Genomic DNA, 24,765 nt, shown 5'->3' on the forward strand with positions numbered 1-24,765 from the left:
CTGCCATGAGAGATTTTCTACTTTACTACGGTGTGTTTGCGATCTATTACGTCATCACGATCAACTCTCTGTACTTCATCATCATGCTGTTCTCGTTCAAGAGCATCATGGGAATCTTAAAAAGCTCCATCTATTCGAGATTCCAGACACTTTCAGGCTCTGAGCACGTTCCGCCGATTTCGATTCTCGTGCCGGCATACAACGAGGAGCTGACGATTATTGAAAATGTAAGGTCGCTCTTATCCTTGAACTATCCGCGCTACGAGGTGCTCGTAGTCAACGATGGATCGAAGGATGCTACCTTGCAGGTATTGATTGACGAGTTTTCACTGGTTTACTCCGAGCACATGCCGTTGCAGCCGCTTCTGCATACGTCGAACATCAGGGGAATCTACCACAATCCGGCTTTTCCGAATCTGTATTTGATCGACAAAGAGAACGGAGGAAAAGCTGACTCGCTCAATGCGGGGATCAATCTCTCCCACTATCCGTTGATCGCATCCATTGATGCAGATTCCTTGCTGGAAAAAGACGCGCTGATTCGCATTGCGAAGGTGTATATGGAAAACCCGGATGAAACAGTTGCCATCGGGGGAGATATCCGCATTGCCAACGGCTGCAAGATCGAAGACGGTGTCGTGAAAGACATTCGTTTGCCAGACAAGTTTTTGCCGATGATGCAATCCGTCGAATACCTCAAGGCGTTTCTCGGGGGACGGATCGGCTGGAGCGCAATCAACGGATTGATTATCGTCTCGGGTGCGTTCGGTGTTTTTCGCAAGGATTACATCATCAAGGTAGGCGGCTATCGTGAGGGGTATCCAGGTGAAGACATGAACATCATCATCAAGCTGCACAAGTACATGCTGGAAAACAAGCTGCCGTACCGTGTGGCATTTTGCCCCGATGCGGTCTGCTGGACACAAGCGCCGGATACGCTGAAAATCTTGGGCAGTCAACGGCGCAGATGGGGACGCGGCAATCTGAAAAACATGATTGAGTACGGCAGACACATGGTGTTTCGCCCCAAGTACAAGCTGTTCGGGATGCTTACGCTACCGTTCAATATCTTGTTTGAAACCTTGAATCCGTACTTTCGCATCACAGGTCTATTGGCCCTCATCGGGTACACCTTGCTGGATATGACCAACGGCTACGTCCTCTTACTCTACGGCTTGCTCAATGTGCTGTATGGCGTGCTGCTTGGCATAGGCTCCTTATTGCTGGAGGAAATCGCGTTTCGACGGTATCCGCGTTTTCGGGACATTGTCAAAATGCTTTTCTATACGATTCTGATGTTCTTCGGCTATCGGCAAATCGGCGTCATCTGGAGATTCCTCGGTCATATTGAATTTTTGCGCAACAACAACTCCTGGGGAACGATGACGCGGACGAGCTGGCAGACGAAGGGAAGCGAAAACATTTCAAGTTTGGAGGCTAGATCATGAGTAATCTCGTACCAGTTTTTTACGAGCATCTGAGCAAGATGGAGGAGAAACAATTGGCGTGTGGGGTTATTCTGGCAGCTTGCAAAACCCTCACGAAAGAGTCAATCGAGCTGATCAAGCAAGACTTGGGCACTCGTTCAGGAGACGGCTCCGAGGTTGCCTTGCACTATGCGTATGACAAGAACAAGCAGCTCTTCGGAATCCTGCTGGAAGGACAGAAGCTTTCGAACACCCATTTCTATGCTTTGCGTGTCAAAGACTATTTGCAAGAGCACAAACTGCTAGCAGGCAGCCTGTTGATTGCGAGTTTTCCCGAAAGCTCTCGCTCGTCCGGTCAAATGCTGATGCGGATGATCCAAGAGATGAGAGAGTCAGGCGCTCATGGGGAAATCAAGATTTACGAGCAGAATCCCGCTCCAAAAGAGGAGCCGGCAAGTATTTTGCTGGTTAACCATGATAAGACTGTCAACGAGTTTTTGAGCATCTACTTTCAGCGCAAAGGGTATCTCGTTACGGTAGCCAATGACGGGATGGATGGCATGGAAAAATATCAGGAGGTCGCCCCTGATCTCGTGATTACCGACCTGAATCTCCCTATCCTCAATGGATACCAGCTCATGGAAAAAATCAAGCATATCAGCGCTTCTATGAGCAAAATTATGGTGCTCACAGACAAACGTCTGGAAGAAGATGTGCAAAAATCATTTGCAATGGGAGCATCTGACTACATTACCAAACCATTCTCCCCGGTAGAACTGGAAGCCAGGGTGAAAAGGCTAATTTTATAATTCTAGAAAGAGAAAGGGAGAGAACCGAGGATGGCGAGATACGAGGAACTGCAACAGAAGATTCAACAAAAGACAGCGAGAGTGGGTGTCATTGGGCTTGGGTATGTAGGGCTGCCGCTGGCGGTAGAGACAATCAAGAGCGGTTATACCGTAGTCGGAATCGATCTGCATGGCGGAAAAATCGAGAGCCTGAAAAGAGGAGAGTCTTACGTCCAGGATATTTCCAATGAAACCTTGCAGGAATGCCTCGCGACCAACCGCTTTTTTCCAACGACTGATTATAGCGTCATCGAGGAGCTGGATGCGATCAGCATTTGCGTTCCGACGCCACTCAGTCCCAATCAGGACCCGGATACCTCTTACATTACAAACGTTGTCGAGCAAATCAAGCGATTCATGAAAAGAGGAATGCTCATTACCCTGGAGAGCACAACCTATCCGGGAACGACGGAGGAGCTGATCCAGCGCGAATTTGAAAAGCTGGGCTATCGGGCTGGCATCGACTTTTTCCTCTGCTACTCGCCGGAGAGGGTCGATCCGGGCAATCGCAAATACAGTACGTACAATACGCCAAAGGTAATCGGCGGGACGACAGAACGCTGCATGGAGTTAGGCACACTCTTGTATGGCAGCTTGGTCAAAACTGTCGTGCCGGTCTCCTCGCCAAAGGTGGCGGAGATGTCCAAGCTTTTGGAAAACACCTTCCGCAGCGTCAATATTGCCTTCATGAATGAGATGGCGATGATGTGCGACAGAATGGGCATCAATGTTTGGGAAGTAATCAAGGCCGCATCGACCAAGCCTTTCGGGTTCATGCCGTTTTACCCGGGACCCGGAATCGGTGGGCATTGCATACCGCTCGATCCGATGTATTTGTCGTGGAAGGCCAAGGGCTTTCGTTTTCACAGCCAATTTATTGAGATCGCTCAATCGATTAACGACAACATGCCGGACTATGTGCGAAACAAGACGGCACAGGTGCTCAACATTTACGCCAAAGCGATCAACAGCTCGCGCATCTTGATTCTCGGCATGGCCTACAAGCCGGAAGTAGATGACCTGCGGGAATCACCAGGGCTGGAGATTTACGAGCTATTCACCAATAGCGGAGCAACTGTTGACTATTACGACCCGTATGCGCAGAGCTTTGTGAATAAAAAAGGCGAGATCGTCCACTCCATCGCCAATGACTACGAGGCGTTCAAGACTTACGATTGCATGGTGCTCATTACGAATCACCAATGCTTTGCCTATCAGGAGCTGGCGGATTTGGGCGTGGCCATTATCGATACACGAAATGCGTTTGAGGGCATCACGAATCCGAATGTGTATCGCATCGGAACCTCCGTGGCTATCAAGCAGGAGAAGGAAGTTGTCAGCTTGCTTGCATAATACAAAGTTCGAACATTATACGCAACAAGGGAGGAACCGAAAACATGTGCGGAATTATGGGATATATCGGGAACAGGGAAGCGCAGCCGATTTTAATCAATGGGCTGCGAAAGCTGGAATACAGAGGCTACGATTCAGCGGGTATTGCGATTTGTGACGGGGAAACGATCGGCATTCGCAAGGCAAAAGGCAGAATTGACGTACTGGAGAGCCAAACCCAAAAATCCGGCTTGCAGGGCTCCATCGGCATTGGTCATACGCGCTGGGCGACACACGGACGACCGTCTGACGAAAACTCTCATCCTCATTTTGATCAATCCGGCAAGTTTTCGATCGTGCATAACGGCATTATCGAAAACTATCTGGATCTCAAGCAGGAGTTGATCGAAAAAGGCGTGACGTTTACTTCGGAGACAGACACAGAGGTCATCGTGCATCTCTTGGCGCAGGAATACGACAACAACCTGGTTGCAGCGGTGCAGAAGGTCGCTGGCAAAATTCGCGGAGCATTTGCCCTCGGTGTGATGACGGAGCATGAACCTGACAAGCTGATAGCAGTTCGCATGGCGAGCCCGTTGATTATCGGGGTAGGGGAGAATGAGAATTTCATCGGCTCTGATATCCCGGCGATCCTGGAGCATACGCGTGATGTGTACGTTCTGGAAGACGGAGACTTGGCAATTTTGACCAAAGATTCCGTTCACGTCATGCGTCTGGATACGACTGAGCCAGTCGAGCGAGAGCTGGTGCGGATTGAGTGGGACAAGGAGCAAGCGGAAAAAGACGGCTTTGCACACTATATGCAAAAGGAAATTTACGAGCAGCCGCGTGCCCTGCGCAATACAATGACAGGTAGAATCGATGCTGCACAGCAAAAGGTTATTTTTCCTACTCTTCAATTATCGGAAGCGGATGCCAAGCGTGTGGAGAAAATCTACATTGTCGCATGCGGTACCGCTTATCATGCGGGCTTGATCGGCAAGCATGTGATCGAGCGACTGGCACAGATTCCGGTAGAAGTGGATGTAGCGTCGGAGTTTCGTTACCGTCGCCCACTTTTTCAGTCCAATACGCTTACGATTGCCGTCAGTCAATCAGGGGAGACAGCAGATACATTGGCAGCTATGCGTGAAGCCAAACGAAACGGCTCAGCAGTACTCGCGATTACGAATGTAGTCGGTAGCTCGATTGCCCGTGATGCTGATGACGTGATTACGACAAATGCAGGACCTGAAATCGCGGTTGCTTCAACAAAGGCATATACCTCACAGCTAATTGCGTTTTACTTGCTCGGTATCTATTTGGCGCAAGCGAAGGGAACACTGGACGATGACACCCGTGTCTCACTGCTTCACCAACTGACAGCCCTCCCGGATCAAGTCGAGCATATTCTCGCACATGCGGATGAGATACGTCATTTCGCTGAATCGATCAAGGACGAGCAGCATCTGTTTTTCATCGGACGAGGACTCGATCATGCAGTATCGATGGAAGGCTCACTCAAGCTGAAGGAAATCTCGTATATTCACTCGGAGGCGTATGCGGCAGGGGAACTGAAGCACGGCACGCTGGCGCTGATCGAAGAGGGAACGAGAGTCATCGCCTTGGCTACACAGGATGAGCTCCATGAGAAAATGATCAGCAATATTACAGAAGTAAAAGCCCGTGGAGCAAAGGTTCTTGGTATTACCTTAGATGGACATGTAGAGCTGCATCGCTCGGTTGATGATGTTTGCCTGATTCCGCAGACAGATGCCTTGTTTACGCCGGTTTTAGGCGTGATCCCCCTCCAGCTCATTTCCTATTACACTTCTGTTGCGCTTGGCAATGACGTAGATCGTCCACGGAACTTGGCCAAAAGTGTAACAGTTGAGTAAACACAAACGTCAGTCGTTATGAAGTGAAGAGAGGAAGGAAAAAGGGGGAAAGATGAATGAAAACCTCGAAGCGGACGTTGAATCAGGAGAAATTACTGGAGATTATGCTTCAGGCCTATCAGCTGGGCGTGCAGAGGAAAGACATTAATTTGAGCATGATGATTGACACACTGACCTATGAATTGAAACCATACTTCGATCAGCAAATCCAACAAGGTCAGCTTGCAAAAGGGGAGCTGACCAAGACGGAGGCGATAGGATGAACATACATGCAGTAGTACTCGCAGCAGGAAAAGGAACCAGAATGAAGTCCTCGCTCTACAAGGTCATGCATCCAATCTGCGGAAAGCCGATGATTGAGCATGTCGTAGAGACATTGGAAGCCTTGTCGCTTCGCCATCTGGTCGTCGTTGTCGGTCACGGAGCCGAAGTAGTCAAAGAGCAGTTGAAAAACCGCGTTCAGTATGCGTATCAACCGGAACAGCTGGGTACCGCTCATGCTGTTTGGATGAGCCACGAAATTCTTGGAGCGCAGGATGGCGTGACGATTGTCATGAATGGCGATACACCACTCGTACAAGAACAGACGTTGCGAAGTTTGCTTGAGTATCACCAGCTCAAACAAGCAGCAGCTACGGTTTTGACCTCCATTGTGGACGAGCCTACAGGCTATGGCAGGATTATTCGCGACGAGAACGGCGATGTCCGTAAAATTATCGAGGAAAAAGACGCGACCTTGGGTCAAAAAAAGGTGAACGAGATCAGCACCGGAATCTTCTGCTTTGACAATCAAAAGCTGTTTTCGATGCTGCCGATGGTCTCAAACGAAAACGCGCAAGGGGAGTTTTACTTGCCGGATGTTCTGGGGCTATTGCAAGAACAAGGTCACTTGGTAGCGGCGTTTGCAACGGATGATCCCGAAGAAGGCAATGGCGTCAATGATCGTGTGCAGCTCGCAGATTTGGAACAGCTGATGCGCAAGCGAATCAACGATTTCCATATGCGAAACGGAGTTACGATGATAGACCCGGCCTCGACATACATCGACTCGGACGTAATGATCGGGCGTGATACGGTGCTTTATCCGGGAACCTGCCTTTTTGGCGACACAAAGATCGGTGAAGGCTGCCAGATCGGGCCGCACGCGCTAGTTAAAAACAAGAGCATCGAGGATTACACGAGAATTCAGCCGTTTTCAGCGGTTGACGGCAGTACGTTTGGTGAGCGGGCTTTTGCTGGAGTGGGAGCGACGACACAACAGTACGGTACCGATCAGCACTGATGCAGGTACTTCGTCGCTATAGCTGGCTGTGGATAGCGCTGCTCCTTGTGACAGTAGCTTCGACTATCATGCTGTCGTTGGCAAACACCCGCTCTCCGCTGACAAAAGCAACCTGGATATGGAATGCCAAGCAAATGGAGACCCAAACCGATGAAATGATCGAGTTTGCCGAGAAGAACGACATCAACCTGATCTATCTTCACGTTGAACCAGCAGGTGTTGCGCCAGAGACCTATCGTACCTTCATTGAAAAAGCCAACCAGGCAGGCATCAAGGTAGAGGCACTTGGCGGTGACCCAAATTGGGCATTAACAGCGAATCGAGAGAGCATCGACGACCTGATCTCCTGGGTAAAGGCATTCAATCGCAGTGCCAAGCCAGATGAACGCTTCTCGGGGATTCACGTCGATATCGAGCCGTATTTGTTGCCTGCATGGAAGGAAGACCAGGCAGAAATCGTCCGGCAATGGCTGAAAAACGTCAGCTATCTGGCAGCGGAGACGAAGAAGGATACGGATCTCGCTGTCGGTGCCGACTTGCCTTTTTGGATCGACTCCGTAAACGTCCCTGACAGTGATGAAAAAGTGAGCAACTGGATGGTACAGCGACTCGACAGTATTACGCTAATGGCCTACCGCAATCAAGCCCTTGGGCAAAATGGGATCGTCGAAATCGTAGAAAAGATCGTCGATGATGCCAATGTACGCAAAAAAGGGTCGGTCATTGTTGGCGTCAACATCATGGAGACGATGGAAGGCGCTCATGTGAGCTTTTATGAAGAGGGCACAGAAGAGATGAACAACCAGTTGGCCATTTTACAGGAGGAGCTGTCAAACAATCCGGCGTTTGCAGGAAGTGCGATCCATGATTACGAGAGCTGGAAGCACGCAAGTCAACGAGAGGAGTAACTTTGACGAATGAAAGCTGCGCGCATCTATTTGAGTGTTCTCTGCCTGACGGTCGGCTTTCTGTTCGGCTTTTCCCCCGCGGAGAAGAAGAGTAAAGCAACATGGATCTGGCAATCCGAAATGATCGGAAGAGAGAAACAAGAGATTCTCGATTTCTGCAAAAGTAACGATATTAATCTCGTTTACTTGCGAATCGAAATGAACAAGCCCTATGATTACTACCGCGATTTTATCCGCGAAGCGACAGAGATGGGGATCGAGGTTCATGCGGTAGCCGGCCATCCGGCGTGGTCACTCAAAAGCAATGAAAAGCGGATGATGAACATCGTCCACTGGGTAAAAAGCTATAACCGTGAAGCGCAGAAGAATGAGCGTATTCGCGGGATTCAGTTAGACATCGAGCCGTATCTTTTGCCGTTTTGGGAGACCGATCAGAAGCGGATTATCCGTGAATGGCAAGCCAATGTGCAGGTGTTCACAGCCGAGGTGTCAAAAGATGAGGATTTGGTTGCCAGTGCAGCCATTCCATTTTGGCTGGACAATATTCCTGTTCCGGGGCAAGAAGAGATGTCTCTGTCCAAATGGATGATCAGCCAGTTTGATACGGTATGTATCATGGCGTATCGTGACACCCTTTCTGGTCAAAACGGCATCCTGAATTTGATTGATCAGGAAATGAAGGAAGCGGATGAATTAGAGACACGTGTCTTGGTGGCTGTGAATATGAAGCCGCTGGATGAAGACCACACTTCTTTTGCAGAGGAAGGCCCGGCTCTCATGAACCAGCAATTAGAGCAATTGCAAGCACATTTGGCACAGCATCCGTCCTTCTCTGGTGTCGCGATTCACGATTATCGCTACTGGAAGGAGGCGACTCCACTGCCCCCAACAACGAAGCAACGCTACAAAGGCACCTACATATGGCGTGCAGAATTGATTGGCACGGAAAAGGAGGAGATTCTCTCCTTTGCGGAACAAAACGGGGTGAATCTCCTCTATGTTCGTCTAGATTTGGAACAGCCGACTTCCTATTATCGCGATTTCGTGAGAGAGGCTCGTGAAGCGGGTATCGAGGTTCATGCGATGGGCGGTCATCCGATTTGGGCTCTGTCTGAAAGTCGGAGCAAGATCATGAAGCTCGTGAATTGGGTGAAAGCTTACAATGAGGCTGTCTCGACAGAAGAGCAGTTTCACGGCATTCACTTAGACATTGAGCCGTACGTTCTTCCTGTCTGGCGCGAGGATAAAGAGAAGGTCTTGCGCCAGTGGATGGGCAACATCGAAGCGTTTGTCGAAGAGACCAAGAAAGAAACATCCTTGGAAGCAAGCGTCGATCTCGCCGCATGGCTGGACAAGACACCGACTCCGGGTCAGCCTGAATTGCCGTTTTCGCATTGGATGATTAAACAGCTTGATCATACGACCTTGATGGCATTTCGCGATCGCGCTCCTGGCATCATCGGCTTGGTTGAAAATCAGATGAAGTACGCAGAGAGCCTCCAGAAAAAGCTGGTCGTCGCCGTGGAAACGAAAGAGAGCCACGAAGGGAACGGGATTTCCTTTCACGAGGAAGGCATGGGCGAAATGGACCGGCAGCTGGATCTGGTGACAAAAGCACTGGATCGGTACTCCTCGTATTGGGGGCTCGCCGTACATGCCTATGACTACTGGAAAAATGGGAAAGAGTAGGCTGCCTGCATCGTGCACCATTGTTGTTGTACAATAGAAGAGGTTGTTCAAAAAGTCGTCTTTTGATCACGAAGTAGTAAAGAAAGCTAATTCGGCATCGAAAATGGCGTTCACCTCCGAAGTCTGGTGCTCATGTAGATTACCTACACTCCGCTCCTCCTTCGTTCGGTTCTCGCCATTTTCTCGGTGCTGAAAAGCCAACTTTTTGAACGTGCAATAGAAGTAAACGAGTGTCGGAAAGAGGAGAATAAGCCATGCGAGATGTGCAAAACCGACATGGAAATCTTCCGCAGCGTACTCCAGAGATGTTGTACAACGTGGTGCGCAAGTTTTACCGCGGAGCAGTCAGTCATTTTGACTTGATTCAGGAGAAAAAACAGGAAGCACGCGCTGCTTTGGAAGCTGGTGACCACGATAAAATCCGTGCAGCCGTACACACGTTATTTTTGGAGTTCCATTTTTATGTGACCTGCTGGCTCCAGATTGAGCTTGCCTTGTATCGGCTGGCACGTCAGGATGAACGCCTTGCGCAAGTGATGGAAAAATATCGACCATCGTTGGAAAAGCATGTTGCGGTACGGCAACTGCTGGATCAAACGGAGGCGTGTGTGGAGGCGCAGTTCCAATCAACCGGGGATGGATGGAGCTGCGTGCGGAAGGATGCCTACGTGTTTGGCAGTATTATTTTTACAGTCGATGAACAGAGTCTGCAAGATTTGCACGCCGTGTATCAGGCGATTTGGGAAAATGTACACCGCTGAACTATCACCCATATTAAAAAGCGTGACCGTCGCGATGGATGGTCACGCTTTTCTCATTTAGAAAGTGCCAGGGAAGATTGAACCTGTGTGTGGAGCAACCTGACCTGGTGCATTCAATTGGCGCACCTCTTGTGCATTCGTGCCAGCAAAACCGGGAGTGAAGACAGATTGTGCTCCCATGCCGAGTGTATTAGCAAAAGTCTGCTGTTGCTGTTGAGGCTGCTGTGCTTGCAGACCGAAGCCGGTGTTGTTCAATTGGCGTACTTCTTGAACATTGGTTCCGGCAAAGCCTGGGGAAAAGATGCTGCCAGCGTTTCCTGCTTGGTTCACAAAGCCAGTTTGTCCAGCGAAGCCAGTTTGTCCAGCGAAGCCAGTTTGACCCGCGAAGTTGCTATAGCCAGCTTGATTTCGCGCCTGAACCTCTTGAACATTAGTTCCAGCAAAGCCAGGAGAAAAGACCGCGTTAGCTCCGCCACCAAATGCTGGTTGATACGATGGCTGCGCCTGGATGTACTGGGATGCCTGATTTTGACCAAAACCAAATTGTTGTTGCTGTTGTTGTGCTGGATAGCTAGCATTTTGCTGTCTTACTTCTTGCGCATTGGTATTCGCAAAGCCTGGGGAAAAGATGGATTGGACACCACCAACTCCGCCACCGAAGGATACAGCAGATGAAGGAGCTCCAAGCGATTGTGCATGACCGCCTTGGTTCCAATACTGTACTTCTTGTACGTTGGTTCCGGCGAAGCCTGGTTGGAACATAGAACCTGCAGGGCTTACTGCTCCGAAAAATTGGGGTTGTTGCTGGGATTGCATCATATTGTTATTTGTGTAGGTCATGGTTAAGACCACCTCCATGGAGTATTTTTTCCAAGGTTGATCAGGTCATGCATTCGAAACGAAAAAAACATGCCGGAGTTTAAACGGCATGTTCCTTTAGAACAACATGTGAGACTTGCCTCATTGTTCAGTGCTACCCGCGCGTACAGCCCAGCATGCCGATTCACCTATTGCGGTAGCGTTTATCTACAACCAGGAAGGATTGACCCATTATGAGCCAACAGCCTAGGGGTCAATCGCGTCAGCCAGTCGTTCGTTGGGTGATGCGCCGTTCCCCTTCCTGACGGGCAAATCGCACCAAGGTCGTCTGTGAATCAGCTAGTGCTGTTCGACTCCCTTATCCTGCGGCAATGCCTCGCTTGTTTTGCAAGCGGGAGACATGCTGTGCGTAGTGGATCAAATTCGCTAATGATAATCGTCGGATCGATGGTTCATCGAATTTCTCCGGCTTTGCATTTGCTTCAAAGAGCCATAGCTTTCCTTCTTCTGTCAACCCAAGGTCCATCGACATCTCAGCCAAATCCGTCCATTCTGCATTTAAAGACCGTGCAATGGCGAGCGCCGTTTCGTGAATGTGTCTTTCCATTTGCTCGGGATTATTTTTGAACAAAGCTTGCAGAACGGTTGATAACGAGTGGATCGAGCCTCCCCGTGGTACATGAGTGGTGATGCTTTGCGAGCCAGACCTTCTGATGCCAACTCCGGTTACGCTCCACTCGCCCTCACCATCTTTCTGTACGAGGACGCGCACATCAAAAGGTTTGCCGTTATAGCGGGCACGGCGGATACCTTGCTGCATGATGTACTTCTGTTGTTTAACATGAAGCCGAATGTGCTTCCATACATCATTCAAATTGGAAAAGCGGCGAGTAATGGCCTTTTGCTCCTTTAACCGTTGCAGGAACCACTTATCGTTTTTGAAATCAATGCGCATAATTCCCTGACCAGCTTTACCCCGAACAGGTTTCAAGTAGACAAAGCGATGCTCCGTGCAAAAGCTTCGAAAGCGAGCCAAGGTGTCCAGCTGTTTCGTCTCCGGTAGAAAAGCTTGCACTTCCAGGTGAGACTCAAGCATCGCAAACAGCTGTTGCTTGTCAAAAAAGGCGCGATTAAACAATGTGACATTTGGCATCTCATGGATACGGTTCAGTGCTCTTCGGACTTCAGGTCGCCGTTCTGCTTTTCTCGTCGGAATTCGGTTGTAAACCACATGGGGGAAAGGTAGAATCACCTCTTGCCACGAGTTTAGACGATTGTTGTACAAATAGCCGCGCACCTTTTTCTTCTCCCAATTGATTCCTTGTGGAGTGAACACATATACGAGTGCACCCCATTGCTTTCCCGATTTAGTAATATCCTTGAAGTTCTCGCGATTTCCTAAGAATGTTGCCCCTTCACCAACGGTCAATATGCCAAATAATGGGCCAAGCTTCAGGGAGTCGCCCGCCATTTTCCAGTTAATGCGTGTACGAATACGGCTTGCTTGCACGCGAGGTAAACCAGCGTATATCCGTTTCGTATGAGAAAAGGGACCGAGACTGGCGACCAGTGGCTTTGGCGAGCGTTTAAGGACTAGCCGTGGTAACTGTACGAACCATCTACCGCTAGGGAGGATCGTCAGCCACCCGGAGCGCTGCTGAAGCATGGTGTTCCTCCTTCCTGAAAAACGGTACAGATCGCGTGCGACTAGAAATTGGCCAAATAACAGCTATAATCGACGAGCAGCTTGCGGGATTCTTGATCAGCCTGCCTGAGTCGGGCGTGCTTGAATATAGAACGGCCAGGCTTGGAATTCGCTTCGAACATCCAGACATGGCCTTGCGTATCAATCCCCATGTCCAGCCCCAATTCCCCTAAATCAATCCCTTTTGCCAGTTCAATTGCGGTAGCGAGTCGGATCGAGGCGTCAGAAATGCGCTGGGTCATGAGGGCTTTTTGTCTGCCAAACAGGTGCTGCAACAGGTCATCGCCGGGGATAACAGTGCCACCTGTACGTACGTGGGTAGTTACGCTACCAGAACCTGCAACCTTGGCTGCCGTGCAGGAGACGACCCACTCGTTTTGTTGATTTTTATGCAAGTGAACACGGAAATCAAACGGACGTCCATGGAATGTCATGAGCGGAATGCCCTGTTGAGCCAGATACGAACTGACGCGACGACTGCGGAAGACATGCTGATAAAGGCTAGACAGCTTGGAAAATTGTTTTTTTACATTGCCGCTGCCTGTATGATAGGAGGCAGTAAAGCCACCGCCTGCCTGGCGAACCACTTTGACAATACCGTACCCGAGACTTCCATTTTTAGGCTTCAAATAAACGATGGGGTATTTACGCAGCAAGTTTCGAACCGTTGTAAGAGAAGGAGAGGTGTAAGTCTCCGGGATATGCTCATTCACTTCTGGATTCGGATACAGCAGTTGGTGCACACCCCATTTGTTAAAAAAGCCCTGATTGAACATTGGTAAATTGGGGTAACTGGCGAGTCGATACTTGAATTCCTGAACGGCTTCATGCTTTTCTGCCGACCGAGAGGGAATACGATCATAGACGACATCGGGCATGGCGGTAACATGCTTTTTCCAAAAATAGCCGCCTGACTTGTTTCTGCGCAAAAACCACGCTTTGACCGTATTGGATTCCCAGTCCACATCGGTTGGGGAAAATATATAGTAGAAAACGCCTTTCCCTTCTTGGGCCTGTAACAGATTGTAAAAAAACGAGGTGCGAGAGCCAATTGGCTGCTTGGGATCTCGTCTTATGCCAGTCGTAACGATCCCAATTGAAGGACCGATTCGGAGTGCTGAGCCCTCTAGTTTGAGCTGGATCAAGCCAGGGTGAGGAATGCCCAGCTCCGTTTGCAAGAGCGTCGTCACTTTCATGACGTTCGCATCCGGATTGCGTTTATCTTGTAAGACAGTTGCGACTACTTCCTTTTTACCCAGTAAGACTTTAATTTTTTGGCGTTGCCGCAGCTGCAGCTGTTGGAAGAGAGTAGCTGGCAGGATAATCCCACTGATACGGGGGTTGGAAAGGAAGCGAAGCCGCATTCTAAACGTTTCCATGCTTTAACCTCCTACACGCTCTTTCATGAGATAGTGGGCGTAGCGAACAGGCTGAGTAATCGAATGCAGTTGTGCAGTCGGGTCGTCAATCATGCGAAAAACGGTTCGCCCTGGTCTGCTGTTTACCTCGATGATCCAAACATTACCTGCGGTGTCGATGCCAATATCGATTCCTAGCTCAACGAGTCTGCCGTGTGACTCTTCCAAAAAACGGGGAAGTTCTTCCGCCACTCGGTTGATTGTTTGCTCGATGCGTGTCGCTTTTGCGGATGTGAAGTGAAGGGGCAGGAAAGAGGCCAGAAGTGTTGCTTTCCCTCCTCCGTGCAAATTGGAGGTAATACTGCGTTTATCTCCCAGGCGCACAGCTTTGCCAGTTATCCCCCATTTACCAAGCCCGTTTTTTTGAACGAGAACACGGACATCGAATGGGGTGCCATCTGGGGTATGCAACTCCAGATAGGGCTGTACCAGGAACTTGCGGCCGGCAGTAAAGACAGAGACAAAACGTTTTAATTCGGCAGTGTCACGAATTCGCCTAGTGAAAGGTTTGTTGTCTCGGTTTCGTCCAGAAGCTTCATAGCCAGTGCGCATTTCTTTGATTCTCACGACGCCAATACCGTGAGTTCCCGCCATCGGCTTGATGATGGCTGCCCCGTATTTTTCCAAGGTTGCATGGAGCACAGGATATGAGAATATTTCAGTAGGTGGTAGCAGCGGGGCGAGGAGAGGGGACTTAGCGAGCATCTGGTGTACCTGCCATTTTCCAGACAGACCATGCCCCAAAAACGTAATGTTGCGATCGTTTTGCAACTTTTCCACAAATGGTTTATAGTGGCGATAAGATGGGCCCACAAAGCAACGATCATAGATAAAAGCTGGGATTGGGAAGTCTTTTGCGTGCCAGGACCCATTGCGATATTCGAACCCTTTTACCATACGGGTGGAAAAGTTAACCTGACGTGGTGAAAAAACGAAGACGCGAATACCGTGCTTGCGTCCATAGAGCGTAAGCTTTTTGTAATACCCTTTGTCTACAAAGTGGGAGCCTTGGCACCGGGCCATGATGCCAAGACTTCTCTCGGATGCTGTCATGTAGGTCACCTTCGCCTGTTTTTGTTGCGCTTCGGTCTTCTTTTTATCGTCTTTTGTGGTTGAATGGTCCGGGGAAAACCACTTAGAAAGGCTGAATAATCCAGCATGCGAACGACAGAAGGGCGAGCGCGCCGAGGTAGCTCTTCGGCCCCCTCAGGCAACGGAACTGTTTTGGCTGACTTGGATGGCTTGCTGTTGACCTCCAATAGCCACACCCGTCCATGGACATCGACTCCCAGATCAATTCCGAATTCTGCGTAATGCCCAGGCAGTGATTCTTCTAATAGGATCGCGAGCTTAAGTGCTACTTCGCGTAACGTTTGAGGAGATGGTCGTATCGCGTTTGCCCGTGGTCCACAAACGCGCAGCGCCTGAAGGGGAGTCATCATCTGCCCGCCTCTGGATATATTGGAAACAATGCGGTTTAATCCCAGGCGAGCGACCATGGAAGTGACGGACCATTCGCCTTTTCGGTCTTTTTGTACCAATACACGAAAATCTGTCGGTCGTCCTTGGATGCCGATTAACGGTAACCCTTGCTGCAGTAAATAGGATGTGCCTTTTATCCTTTTTTGCAAATACTGATGTAAGCCCTGAAAGCTAGTAAATGATTTGCGTAATCCCCCGGGAAACGCGAGCTGGTATCCCTCGGGAGAACTGCGAACTCGAATGATCCCACGCCCCATGCTACCGTTAGCTGGTTTGGCATAAACGATGCGATAGGTGGATAGCATTTGCCGCAGATCTTCCTGTTTCAGGTAGCGAACCATGCTGGGAAGATGTTCGGAGGCTGTCGGTTGATTCTCGAGAGCGGCGTGTACATGCCACTTATTCAAAAAACGCTCGTTAAAAAAGGGAATAGAAGCGTCCTTGCAGCGTTGAACCCAGTTGGCCATCTGTTCACTTCGTTCGCGTTGGCGGGATACGAGCCGGTTGTAAATGCATTGTGGAAGCGGAAGTACGGTTTGTCTCCAGAGGCCTCCTCTTCTAACGAGGCCGCGTACGATTCCTGCATCCCAGTTGACATCCTGAAGCCGAAATGTGCAAAGGATTCCTCCGCGTTTACGGGTGATATCGGACATCTCGTGAAAGAAAGAGTTTAGGTGTCCAAACGGTCCTTGCGAGAACGCTGTATTGTAGCTCGAAACAAGAACACCTATATACGGCCCGAAAACGAGTGTTTTCTGACTCGCATCATAACGGACTAAGAGTGGAACGCCCTTGGGCAAATGAAGTGATTGAGCTAAAGATGGTCGAATGAAGGTTTTACCCGAGGTTTTGCCTCCCCGTTCCCAACCGCCTACGCGTGCGGAAAGGGTTTTGCTCCCAAACTGGACTGCGATGGTGGACGGTGTTGAAAGATTCCATTTGCGCAAGTGCGCCTGGGGCAGGTAAAGGTCTACTTCCGATATTTTCTCGTTTTCGACAACGATTGTTGGAATGTAGGACATGAGTATCCCCTTCCCATCAGGCAAAGTTAGTCTATGGTATGAGCATCCAAAACGTTTGGTGCCATGTAGAGAAGAGAGGTTGTTAGGATTTATGAACGCTTGGATAATATTAGTGAACATTGCAGTAGGCTCAGTCATCGGTGGAGTAACGAATGAGTTAGCCATCCGAATGCTGTTTAAACCAGTAAAACCGTGGTATATAGGCAGATGGAAAGTGCCGTTTACTCCGGGTTTGATTCCAAGAAGACGGGACGATATCGCGATACAAATGGGCAGACTCGTCGAAGAACATTTGCTGACTACAGAGGGTGTCAAGCGTGCACTGAACCAGAGTGGTTTGGAGAGTACATTGGCAGGATGGATGAACAGCATCGCTCGCGATTGGATGACAGATGAGCGTAGTCTGCGTCAAGCATTGCTTACGGTGATGCCACAGTTATTTAAGGAAGACGGAACATGGAGTGAGGGTGTCCGCGCGCCTATCGAAGCGAAATGGGGTACCTTTGTCGAACAGGTTCTGGCGCAATATGAAGAGAAAAAACTGCGAGAGTTGGTAACGGACAACGGACGCGAGCGTCTGGATGCTGCACTTGGCACTGTGAGCGAACTGCTCTTGAAACGTTTCCGCGAGTATTTGCATTCCCCGGAAGGCCAGCAAACCTTGCAAAATATGGTTCGTGGATTGCTCGGTGGAGGCGGAGGCATGTTTGGTGGCTTGGTCGGGATGTTTCTGGGGGATGACAAGATTTTGGGCAAGATTCTCCCGTATCTCGATGAGCTATTGCAAAGCAGAGAGCTTTCGGAACGCGTTCACTACTTTTTACATAGCGAAGCGGACAAGCTCTTGGACAAAAATGTGGGCGAAGTGGTTGCCTGGATTGGGCGAGATCAAGTGGACGACTGGGCGCAGAAGCTTTTTGCCAAGCTCGAGGAGCAAAGCTTGCGCATCGTGGACGAGCCTCTGTCTCGTTTGACAGCGCCTATTTCTGAAACGGTGACAACGGAACTCGTTCCTCGTTTGGCCAAGTGGATGGTGGACACGCTGCAACAAAACATAGAGAGAATATTTTCGCGCCTGGCCATTCGGGATATTGTTACCCGGCAAGTAGAGGGTTTCCCCATTGAAAGAATTGAAGAGATGGTAGTAGGGATTTCGGGCAAGGAATTCCGCATGATTACCGTGCTCGGATTTATCCTCGGAGGGATTATTGGGCTTGTCCAAGGTATATTGGCAAATTTCCTCAGTTAAACAAAACTGAAAAGAAACTGTAACTGTGTTGTAATAATCCTGTAATATTCCTTGGGTATGATAAAAGCACGATGAAAACCCCCTTAATGATATACTTTCTGGTCGGTAGCTTTCGAAAAAGCTACCCTTTTTTTTTGCCCCGCCTTCGGGTATATTGGTCGAAGGAGCGCACGTACATGGAACGGGTGGGAGAAAAGGAAGGGGGAATAGCAATATGGCAACGAAGCATGAACAAATCTTGCAACATATTGATCGCCTTCCGATCGGTTCGAAGATTTCCGTGCGGCAGATCGCAAAAGACCTGGATGTGAGTGAAGGGACTGCATACCGCGCGATCAAGGAAGCGGAAACGCAAGGATACGTCAGCACGATTGAGCGTGTCGGTACGGTGAGAATCGAGAAGAAGCAAAAGGAAAATATCGAACGTTTGACCTTTGCGGAGGTTGTGAACATCGTCGATGGTCATGTGCAAGCTGGACGTGAAGGCTTACACAAGACCTTGAATAAATTTGTAATAGGGGCCATGCAGCTCGAAGCCATGATGCGCTATATCGATGCCGGGAGTCTCTTGATTGTCGGTAACCGCTATCAGGCGCACAAAATTGCGTTGCAGCAAGGGGCTGCTGTATTAATTACCGGGGGATTCGATACAAGCGAGGAAATCAAGCAGCTGGCTGACCGCTTAGCGCTGCCAATCATCTCCTCCAGCTACGACTCCTTTACGGTAGCCTCGATGATTAACCGAGCCATTTACGATCGCCTGATCAAAAAAGAAATCGTAATGGTAGAGGATATTTTGAAGCCGCTTGCAGAAACACCAGTCTTATTGACATCAGATTCTGTTGCCAAGTGGCATCAGTATACAGAGCTGTATCAGGACACGAGATTCCCCGTCGTTGATGAGCAGATGCGCCTGATCGGAATTGTTACCTCCAAAGACATCATCGGTCATGAGGATACCGCGACGATCGACAAGGTCATGACGAAGAACCCGATTACGACTTCGCCGCGAGTATCCGTAGCGTCATCTGCGCACACCATGGTGTGGGAAGGAATCGAGCTATTGCCTGTCGTAGACAACCATCGCAAGCTCGTCGGGGTCTTGAGCCGCAACGACGTGTTAAAAGCACTGCAATTTACAGCCAAACAACCACAGATGAGTGAAACGTTCCCGAATCTGATCATGTCCCATTTCCGTGAGGAGCGACAGGCAGATGAGATGGTCTATCTGGGTGATGTGAGCCCACAAATGACCAACCATCTTGGTACGATTGCCAGCGGAATCATGACGACGGTCATGGTCGAGGCTGCTTGTAACCTGTTGCGCCACCATCGTCGAGGGGACATGGTACCGGAAAATATCACCGTCTATTTCCTGAAGCCAGTCCAGATGGAAAGCCATATCGAAGTAAAGCCGCGCCTATTGGACATCAGCCGCCGCTTCGGAAAAGTCGAAGTATCCGTATTCCACGGCGAACAGCTCGTGGGGCAGGCCATGATTACGGCACAAATAATTGAGCGTTAAAAGACAGGAACAGTCTTCTTATGGACTGTTCTTTTTTGTGTTGAAAAGTGGCTGTAGTGGGGGAGAAGAAGCGCATTTCCAGTCTACGCTTCGGCCTCCGCCCCCCCAAGGGGTGTGAACTGTCCGCTTCGGAATAAATGGCGGGAGCGCTTCAAACGTTGAAGTTTCGAGGAAGTATTCCATAAGTGGAGCTTAAATTCCCCGCCATTTATTCCTACGCTGAGATGGGCTCCAGAGGCACTTGGACTGGAAATGCGCTTCTTCTACACAGCTTTGGCAAAAGCATTTTGAAAGTTATTACATGAAGTTAATATCATTCTTGATTCACTGACAAACCAGCCACAACTAAACAGACAGCCGCTTCAAGGAAAAAGGAGAAATAAGCTCGAGCGTTTTCTCCTTTTTCCGCTGCCACCAGCAGCAACGATATAGAATTTGTTTTATCTCCTACGAATTGACAGGCAAAGCAATGCAACTTATCATCTAATTAGAACATCATCTAATCGAAACGAATAGACTAGGAAAGGAGTGCCCCATTTTGCAATTAGACCAACTCGTCACCTTTTATAAAGCACTCGGAGACCCGACGCGCGTACGCATTCTCGCGATTTTGGCAAATGGCCCCCTGCACGGACAGGCGTTGGCAGGCAAGCTCGGCGTAACACCTCCTACCATCACCCACCATATGGCGAAGCTTCGGGAAGCAGGTGTGGTTTACGAACGTCGTGATAAAAACACCATTTACTTTTACCTGCACGAAGCCAATGTAAAACGCCAGTCGCAAGCAATCGTGAACGTCATGGAAAAAGCAAAGGATTCGACAGCAGAGGACATTTTTGCGCAAGACGACTCACATATTCAAAGGAGGCACCAGATGGCAGCGGAAAAAATGCAGGTCATTCGCAGCTTCATTACGCCAGATGGCAAACTGAAACAAATCCCTTCTCAGCGTAAGAAAAAGCTGATCGTCTTTGAATACATGGTCCGAGGGTTAGAAAAAGGCCGCAAATACAAGGAACAAGAGATCAACGAGTACATCCGCCAATTCCACGAAGATTATGCTACGATTCGCCGGGAATTCATCATGAATCATTATATGTATCGGGAAGAGGGCATCTATGAGCTGAACCCCGAGGAAATGTGGGCGAAAGCCGAAGATCTGCAATGACTGGAAATGGTTCCCTTCCGAATTAAAATGAAAAAAAGACAACCTTCGGCACTGCCGCTCAGGTTGTCGAAGCAATAGAATGTCACACAAATTCATTATAGCGAGAGCTCTATCGGGTTTGTATGATAAACAGCTGGGAAAAGAGGAAAAGTATTTCCAGCGATGCTTCTCCCCAAAATGAAAAGGCATGTGGAACGTAAAATTGTTCTCATGCCCTTTTTTTTATACCCCTTTTTTCAATTCTGCCTGCCAAGCTGTACGATAACGGAAATAATTGCGAGTTCCCAAAAATAAATTCATAGCTCCTACAATCAGCATGATCAACCCAACGACAATGCGGATCGTATCGAGAGAATCAAAAGTAAACTGATTGATGCCGAACAAAGAAACGAGTATCCCCAACGACACATTCATTTTCCCCAGCAGCATACGCGATTCTAGCGGATGGATGCCTCGTCTGCGCGCATGGATACTATAGTAGACACTGGCTACTAGGGAAGCGAGAACACCGGTCATGTAAAAGGCAGACCACATAGATGGATTCATCCTTTCTAGCCATTCTGGTAATACCCATCCTACCAAAATCAGGGGATGACGGTCAAATACAAGTAAGAACATTTGTTCTTAACGTCCGTATGCGCTATACTTCCGTTATAATGTAAGTAAGAAAGTTTCAATCGTGAAAAGTGAGAGGGGTAATATCATGACCTCCTTTGTCCATTTGCATGTTCATACGGAGTACAGTCTGCTGGATGGAGCAGCACGTATCGATGAGCTAGTGAAGCGAGCCAGCGAATTGGGCATGCATGCATTGGCGATGACAGACCATGCCAATTTGTACGGGGCGATCCCGTTTTATAAAGCCTGTCTGGAGGCAGGCATCCAACCGATTATCGGGATGGAAATATACGTAATAGAAGGAAATCTTCAAGATCGCGTGCGAAATGCACCGCCGCCTAGTCATCTGATCGTTCTCGCTGAAAACGAAACGGGCTACCGGAATCTCCTGAAGCTGGCGACAATCGCGAATACAGACGGCAATTACATCCTTCCGCGTCTCAATAAAGAGGTGTTGGCCAAGCATACAGACGGCCTCATTGCACTGAGCGGCTGCCAGCAAGGGGAAGTAGCCAAGCTGTTACTGGCTGGAGAAGCGGACGCTGCGAAAGAAGCAGCTCGCAAGTATCAGCGAATGTTTGGTGAGCAGCATTTTTACTTGGAGCTGGCTGATCACGGACTGGAAGTGGAGCGCAGGCTGAATGCTCGTCTCGTGAAATTAAGCCAGGAGACGGGGATTCCACTGGTTGCGACGAACAACGTTCATTATATCCACAGGGAGGATCACCAGCAGCATGATATCTTGCTGGCGATCAAAGAAGGCAAGACCATTAGCGAAGAAAGCCGTTTTCGTTACGAGACGGATCAGTACTATCTGAAAAGTGCAGAGGAAATGGCAGCGCTATTTGCTTTTGCTCCCCAGGCGTTAGCGAATACGGTAGCTGTTGCAGACAGGTGCAAGCTGGACCTTTCCTTTGGTGCGCATATTTTGCCGGAATTTCCTTTGGCAGAGGGACAAGATTCGACGCAGTATTTGCGTGAACTGTGTGAAAAGGGCTGCCGGGAGCGATACGGCGAGATTACACCAGAGGCACAAGCGCGTCTGGATCACGAGCTGGCGATAATTACAGGGACAGGCTTCACCGATTACTTCCTGATCGTATGGGATTTCATGCGGTACGCTCACGAAAACGGGATACCGACTGGACCTGGACGCGGATCAGCGGCAGGTAGCCTGGTCGCGTATGTTTTGAAAATCACGAATGTCGATCCACTTCGCTTTCAGTTGCTCTTTGAACGCTTTCTCAACCCGGAGCGGGTGACGATGCCCGATATTGATATCGATTTTTCCGTAGAGCGCCGTGACGAAGTCATTCACTATGTAGCGAGCAAGTACGGACATGATCGCGTCGCCCAGATCATTACCTTTGGTACGATGGCGGCTCGTGCAGCAGTGCGCGACGTTGGGCGGGCGCTAGGCTTATCTCTGGGCATTGTGGATCGCGTGGCCAAAATGATTCCGCAATCGCCAGGCATGACGATTGAACGAGCGATGCAGATCAACCCGGATATCGGCAAGCTATGCGCGGAAAACAAACAGGCAGCGAAACTGATCGAAACGGCAAAGGGCGTAGAAGGTTTGCCGCGTCACGCCTCTACGCATGCAGCGGGTGTCGTTATTTCGCGTGAACCGCTGACGAATTACGTTCCATTGCAGACGGGCAATGAAGGCTTGGCTCTTACTCAGTATCCGATGGAAATTCTCGAAGAAGTCGGTCTGTTAAAGATGGACTTCCTCGGCTTGCGCAATCTGACAATCATTCAGGAGACGTTGCGTCATTTGCAGGAGCAGGGAATATCGCTTGATCTGGATAAGCTGCCGACAGATGACGAGAAAACGTTTCGTATGCTCTCCCGCGGGGAGACAACGGGCATTTTCCAACTGGAATCTTCGGGGATGCGCAATGTACTGCGAGATTTGAAGCCGAGCAGCCTTGATGACATCATTGCGGTGTTGGCATTGTATCGCCCCGGGCCGATGGAGATCATCCCACAGTATATCGCCGCCAAGCACGGGACTAGCAAAGTGCAGTACGCTCATCCTGTTCTCGAGCCGATTTTGCGGGAGACGCACGGTTTTATGATTTATCAGGAGCAAATCATGCAGATTTCCTCGACACTGGCAGGCTTTAGTCTTGGTGAGGCAGATATTTTGCGCCGAGCGGTCGGGAAAAAGAAACGGGAGCTATTGGCGGAGCAGCGGGAGAAGTTCGTGGCTGGTTGTGTCCGGCAAGGGTATGGAGAAGAGCTGGGCAATCAAGTCTACGATTTGATCGTGCGCTTTGCCGATTATGGCTTCAATAAAGCCCACTCGGTGGCTTATGCGGTCATCGCCTACCAGATGGCTTATTTGAAAGCAACGTATCCGCTTGCGTTCATGGCAGCGCTGCTCTCCTTGTCCATTGGCAGTCAAACGAGAATTGCCGAATATACGGAGGAAGCGCGGAGACTGCAGCTTACCGTGCTTGGGCCTGACGTGAATAAAAGCTTGGCTTACTTTACAGTGGAGCAGGATGCGATCCGCTTTGGTTTGGCCGCAGTGAAAAACGTCGGCTACGGTGCCATTGAATCGATCGTGAAAGAGCGCAAAGGTCGACCGTATCGCGATGTCTTTGATTTTTGTGCGCGCGTGGATGCGCGGTTAGTCAATCGCAGAGTAGTAGAGTCGCTTACTTTATGCGGCGCGCTGGACTCGTTGCCAGGCCATCGCAGTCAGCTTTTGCTATTGCTGGATGAAGCGGTAGGGAAGGCAAACAGCAAGAGAATTGAACGTGACGCCAACCAGCTCAATCTTTTTGCGGGAGAAGAAGATGCGGCACCTTTGCGCGAACCGGCAGAATATCCAGAGGTACCGCCGCTCTCACATACGCAGCAATTAAAAGAGGAGCGGGACTTGATCGGCGTATACCTCTCGGGCCATCCACTTGACCAGTTTTCCCATGTCGCCAGTCGTCCCGAAATAGCGGTTATCTCTTCGTTGGGTGACGTGCCGCGCGACAAGACGGTGAAAGTATTCGGAATGATTACGGAAGCCAGACGCATCCAAACGAAAAAAGGGGACCAGATGGCGTTTATTACGCTAGAGGACAAAACGGCACCAGTCGAGCTGGTTGTCTTCCCGCAGGTGTATGCGAAGTATGCGCCACTGCTCGAGCGCGAACAAATCGTCGTGGCAGAAGCCCGAGTCGATCACCAGGAAGACATGGTCAAGCTCTTGGCTTCCCGTTTCTGGGATGCACAAACGCTGCCGCAGCCGAAGTCCGAGACCGTATTATTTGTCAAAATATCGGCAGAGCAAGAGCGCGATTCGACACTGCAAAGACTTTCACGCTTGTTTGTCGAAAAAAAAGGAACGATTCCCGTTATCCTCTTCTACGAAGGAAAAAGACAGACAATTCGCCTGCCGGAAGCAAATTGGGTAGACGTAGATGAGTCATTTTTGGAGCAAGCGCGAGAAATTGTGGGGCCTGACAGCGTAATTCGGAAAGAAATGCCTATAAATTGGGGAGGATGAGGAATGTCCTCCCTTTTTCGCCGTTTTCGGCAGGTTTACAGGAGAACAGATTTTTATTATATTGAGAGCATAACTCAATGAGTGGTCAGACCACTTGGAA

The 24,765-nt window shown here is 49.6% G+C and carries 19 protein-coding genes; 13 read left to right on the forward strand and 6 right to left on the reverse strand.

The genetic code is table 11. From position 1 onward, the window contains the following. Positions 1–5 precede the first annotated feature (5 nt). From C7R94_RS04575 to C7R94_RS04615, 9 genes are all read left to right on the forward strand, one after another. On the forward strand, positions 6–1,448 hold the full coding sequence (locus C7R94_RS04575; protein WP_047070594.1) for a glycosyltransferase family 2 protein: 1,443 nt from the start codon (positions 6–8) through the stop codon (positions 1,446–1,448). Beyond that, a complete protein-coding gene (locus C7R94_RS04580; RefSeq protein WP_106778656.1) occupies positions 1,445–2,236 on the forward strand; it encodes a response regulator transcription factor in 792 nt (263 codons plus the stop codon). The genes C7R94_RS04575 and C7R94_RS04580 overlap by 4 nt, the downstream gene beginning before the upstream one ends. 30 nt (positions 2,237–2,266) lie before the next feature. After that, positions 2,267–3,628: a nucleotide sugar dehydrogenase gene (locus C7R94_RS04585; RefSeq protein WP_047070596.1), complete on the forward strand. Its 1,362-nt coding sequence runs from the start codon at positions 2,267–2,269 to the stop codon at positions 3,626–3,628. 44 nt (positions 3,629–3,672) lie between these two features. Continuing rightward, positions 3,673–5,505 (forward strand): glutamine--fructose-6-phosphate transaminase (isomerizing), encoded by a 1,833-nt coding sequence (gene glmS, locus C7R94_RS04590; RefSeq protein WP_106778657.1) that lies wholly within the window; start codon positions 3,673–3,675, stop codon positions 5,503–5,505. 56 nt (positions 5,506–5,561) lie between these two features. After that, a complete protein-coding gene (locus tag C7R94_RS04595) occupies positions 5,562–5,768 on the forward strand; it encodes a hypothetical protein (RefSeq protein ID WP_106778658.1) in 207 nt (68 codons plus the stop codon). After that, positions 5,765–6,787: a bifunctional UDP-N-acetylglucosamine diphosphorylase/glucosamine-1-phosphate N-acetyltransferase GlmU gene (glmU, locus tag C7R94_RS04600; RefSeq protein ID WP_106778659.1), complete on the forward strand. Its 1,023-nt coding sequence runs from the start codon at positions 5,765–5,767 to the stop codon at positions 6,785–6,787. Before C7R94_RS04595 ends, glmU begins: the two co-directional genes overlap by 4 nt. Next, positions 6,787–7,695, forward strand: coding sequence for a hypothetical protein (locus C7R94_RS04605; RefSeq protein ID WP_106778660.1), 909 nt, complete (start codon positions 6,787–6,789; stop codon positions 7,693–7,695). Before glmU ends, C7R94_RS04605 begins: the two co-directional genes overlap by 1 nt. Positions 7,696–7,704: 9 nt before the next feature. Next, complete coding sequence (locus tag C7R94_RS04610; protein ID WP_106778661.1) at positions 7,705–9,384, forward strand: SGNH/GDSL hydrolase family protein; 1,680 nt, start codon at positions 7,705–7,707, stop codon at positions 9,382–9,384. Positions 9,385–9,638: 254 nt separating this feature from the next. Further along, entirely contained in the window at positions 9,639–10,145 is a 507-nt protein-coding gene (locus C7R94_RS04615) for a hypothetical protein (protein ID WP_106778662.1), read from the forward strand. Between the two features lie 57 nt (positions 10,146–10,202). Here the strand turns inward: C7R94_RS04615 and C7R94_RS04620 are convergent, their stop codons facing one another. From C7R94_RS04620 to C7R94_RS04645, 5 genes are all read right to left on the reverse strand, one after another. Further along, positions 10,203–10,985, reverse strand: a complete 783-nt coding sequence (locus tag C7R94_RS04620; protein WP_106778663.1) for a hypothetical protein — start codon at positions 10,983–10,985, stop codon at positions 10,203–10,205. A gap of 337 nt (positions 10,986–11,322) precedes the next feature. Further along, the gene (locus tag C7R94_RS04630; protein WP_106778664.1) at positions 11,323–12,630 is read right to left on the reverse strand and encodes a YheC/YheD family endospore coat-associated protein; all 1,308 of its coding nucleotides are present in this window, start codon (positions 12,628–12,630) and stop codon (positions 11,323–11,325) included. Positions 12,631–12,671: 41 nt separating this feature from the next. Continuing rightward, the gene (locus tag C7R94_RS04635) at positions 12,672–14,048 is read right to left on the reverse strand and encodes a YheC/YheD family endospore coat-associated protein (protein ID WP_106778665.1); all 1,377 of its coding nucleotides are present in this window, start codon (positions 14,046–14,048) and stop codon (positions 12,672–12,674) included. 3 nt (positions 14,049–14,051) lie between these two features. Beyond that, a complete protein-coding gene (locus tag C7R94_RS04640; protein WP_106778666.1) occupies positions 14,052–15,140 on the reverse strand; it encodes a YheC/YheD family endospore coat-associated protein in 1,089 nt (362 codons plus the stop codon). A 5-nt stretch (positions 15,141–15,145) separates the two neighbouring features. After that, positions 15,146–16,591, reverse strand: a complete 1,446-nt coding sequence (locus tag C7R94_RS04645) for a YheC/YheD family endospore coat-associated protein (RefSeq protein WP_106778667.1) — start codon at positions 16,589–16,591, stop codon at positions 15,146–15,148. A 91-nt stretch (positions 16,592–16,682) separates the two neighbouring features. Here C7R94_RS04645 and C7R94_RS04650 point away from each other — a divergent pair, with 91 nt between their 5' ends. From C7R94_RS04650 to C7R94_RS04660, 3 genes are all read left to right on the forward strand, one after another. Continuing rightward, positions 16,683–17,840 carry a DUF445 domain-containing protein gene (locus tag C7R94_RS04650; RefSeq protein ID WP_106778668.1) on the forward strand — a complete coding sequence of 386 codons (1,158 nt, stop codon included), beginning with the start codon at positions 16,683–16,685 and terminating at the stop codon, positions 17,838–17,840. A gap of 214 nt (positions 17,841–18,054) precedes the next feature. Then, complete coding sequence (locus C7R94_RS04655) at positions 18,055–19,365, forward strand: DRTGG domain-containing protein (RefSeq protein ID WP_047070608.1); 1,311 nt, start codon at positions 18,055–18,057, stop codon at positions 19,363–19,365. Between the two features lie 538 nt (positions 19,366–19,903). Further along, positions 19,904–20,533, forward strand: a complete 630-nt coding sequence (locus tag C7R94_RS04660) for a DUF2087 domain-containing protein (RefSeq protein ID WP_106778669.1) — start codon at positions 19,904–19,906, stop codon at positions 20,531–20,533. 222 nt (positions 20,534–20,755) lie between these two features. Here C7R94_RS04660 and C7R94_RS04665 read toward each other — a convergent pair whose 3' ends face one another. Next, positions 20,756–21,067 carry a YtpI family protein gene (locus C7R94_RS04665; RefSeq protein ID WP_047070611.1) on the reverse strand — a complete coding sequence of 104 codons (312 nt, stop codon included), beginning with the start codon at positions 21,065–21,067 and terminating at the stop codon, positions 20,756–20,758. 169 nt (positions 21,068–21,236) lie between these two features. Between C7R94_RS04665 and C7R94_RS04670 the strand changes: the two genes are divergently transcribed. After that, on the forward strand, positions 21,237–24,665 hold the full coding sequence (locus C7R94_RS04670) for a DNA polymerase III subunit alpha (RefSeq protein ID WP_106778670.1): 3,429 nt from the start codon (positions 21,237–21,239) through the stop codon (positions 24,663–24,665). Positions 24,666–24,765 lie beyond the last annotated feature (100 nt).

Source organism: Brevibacillus sp. NRRL NRS-603 (assembly GCF_003013445.1).
GTDB classification, from domain to species: Bacteria; Bacillota; Bacilli; order Brevibacillales; family Brevibacillaceae; genus Brevibacillus; species Brevibacillus formosus.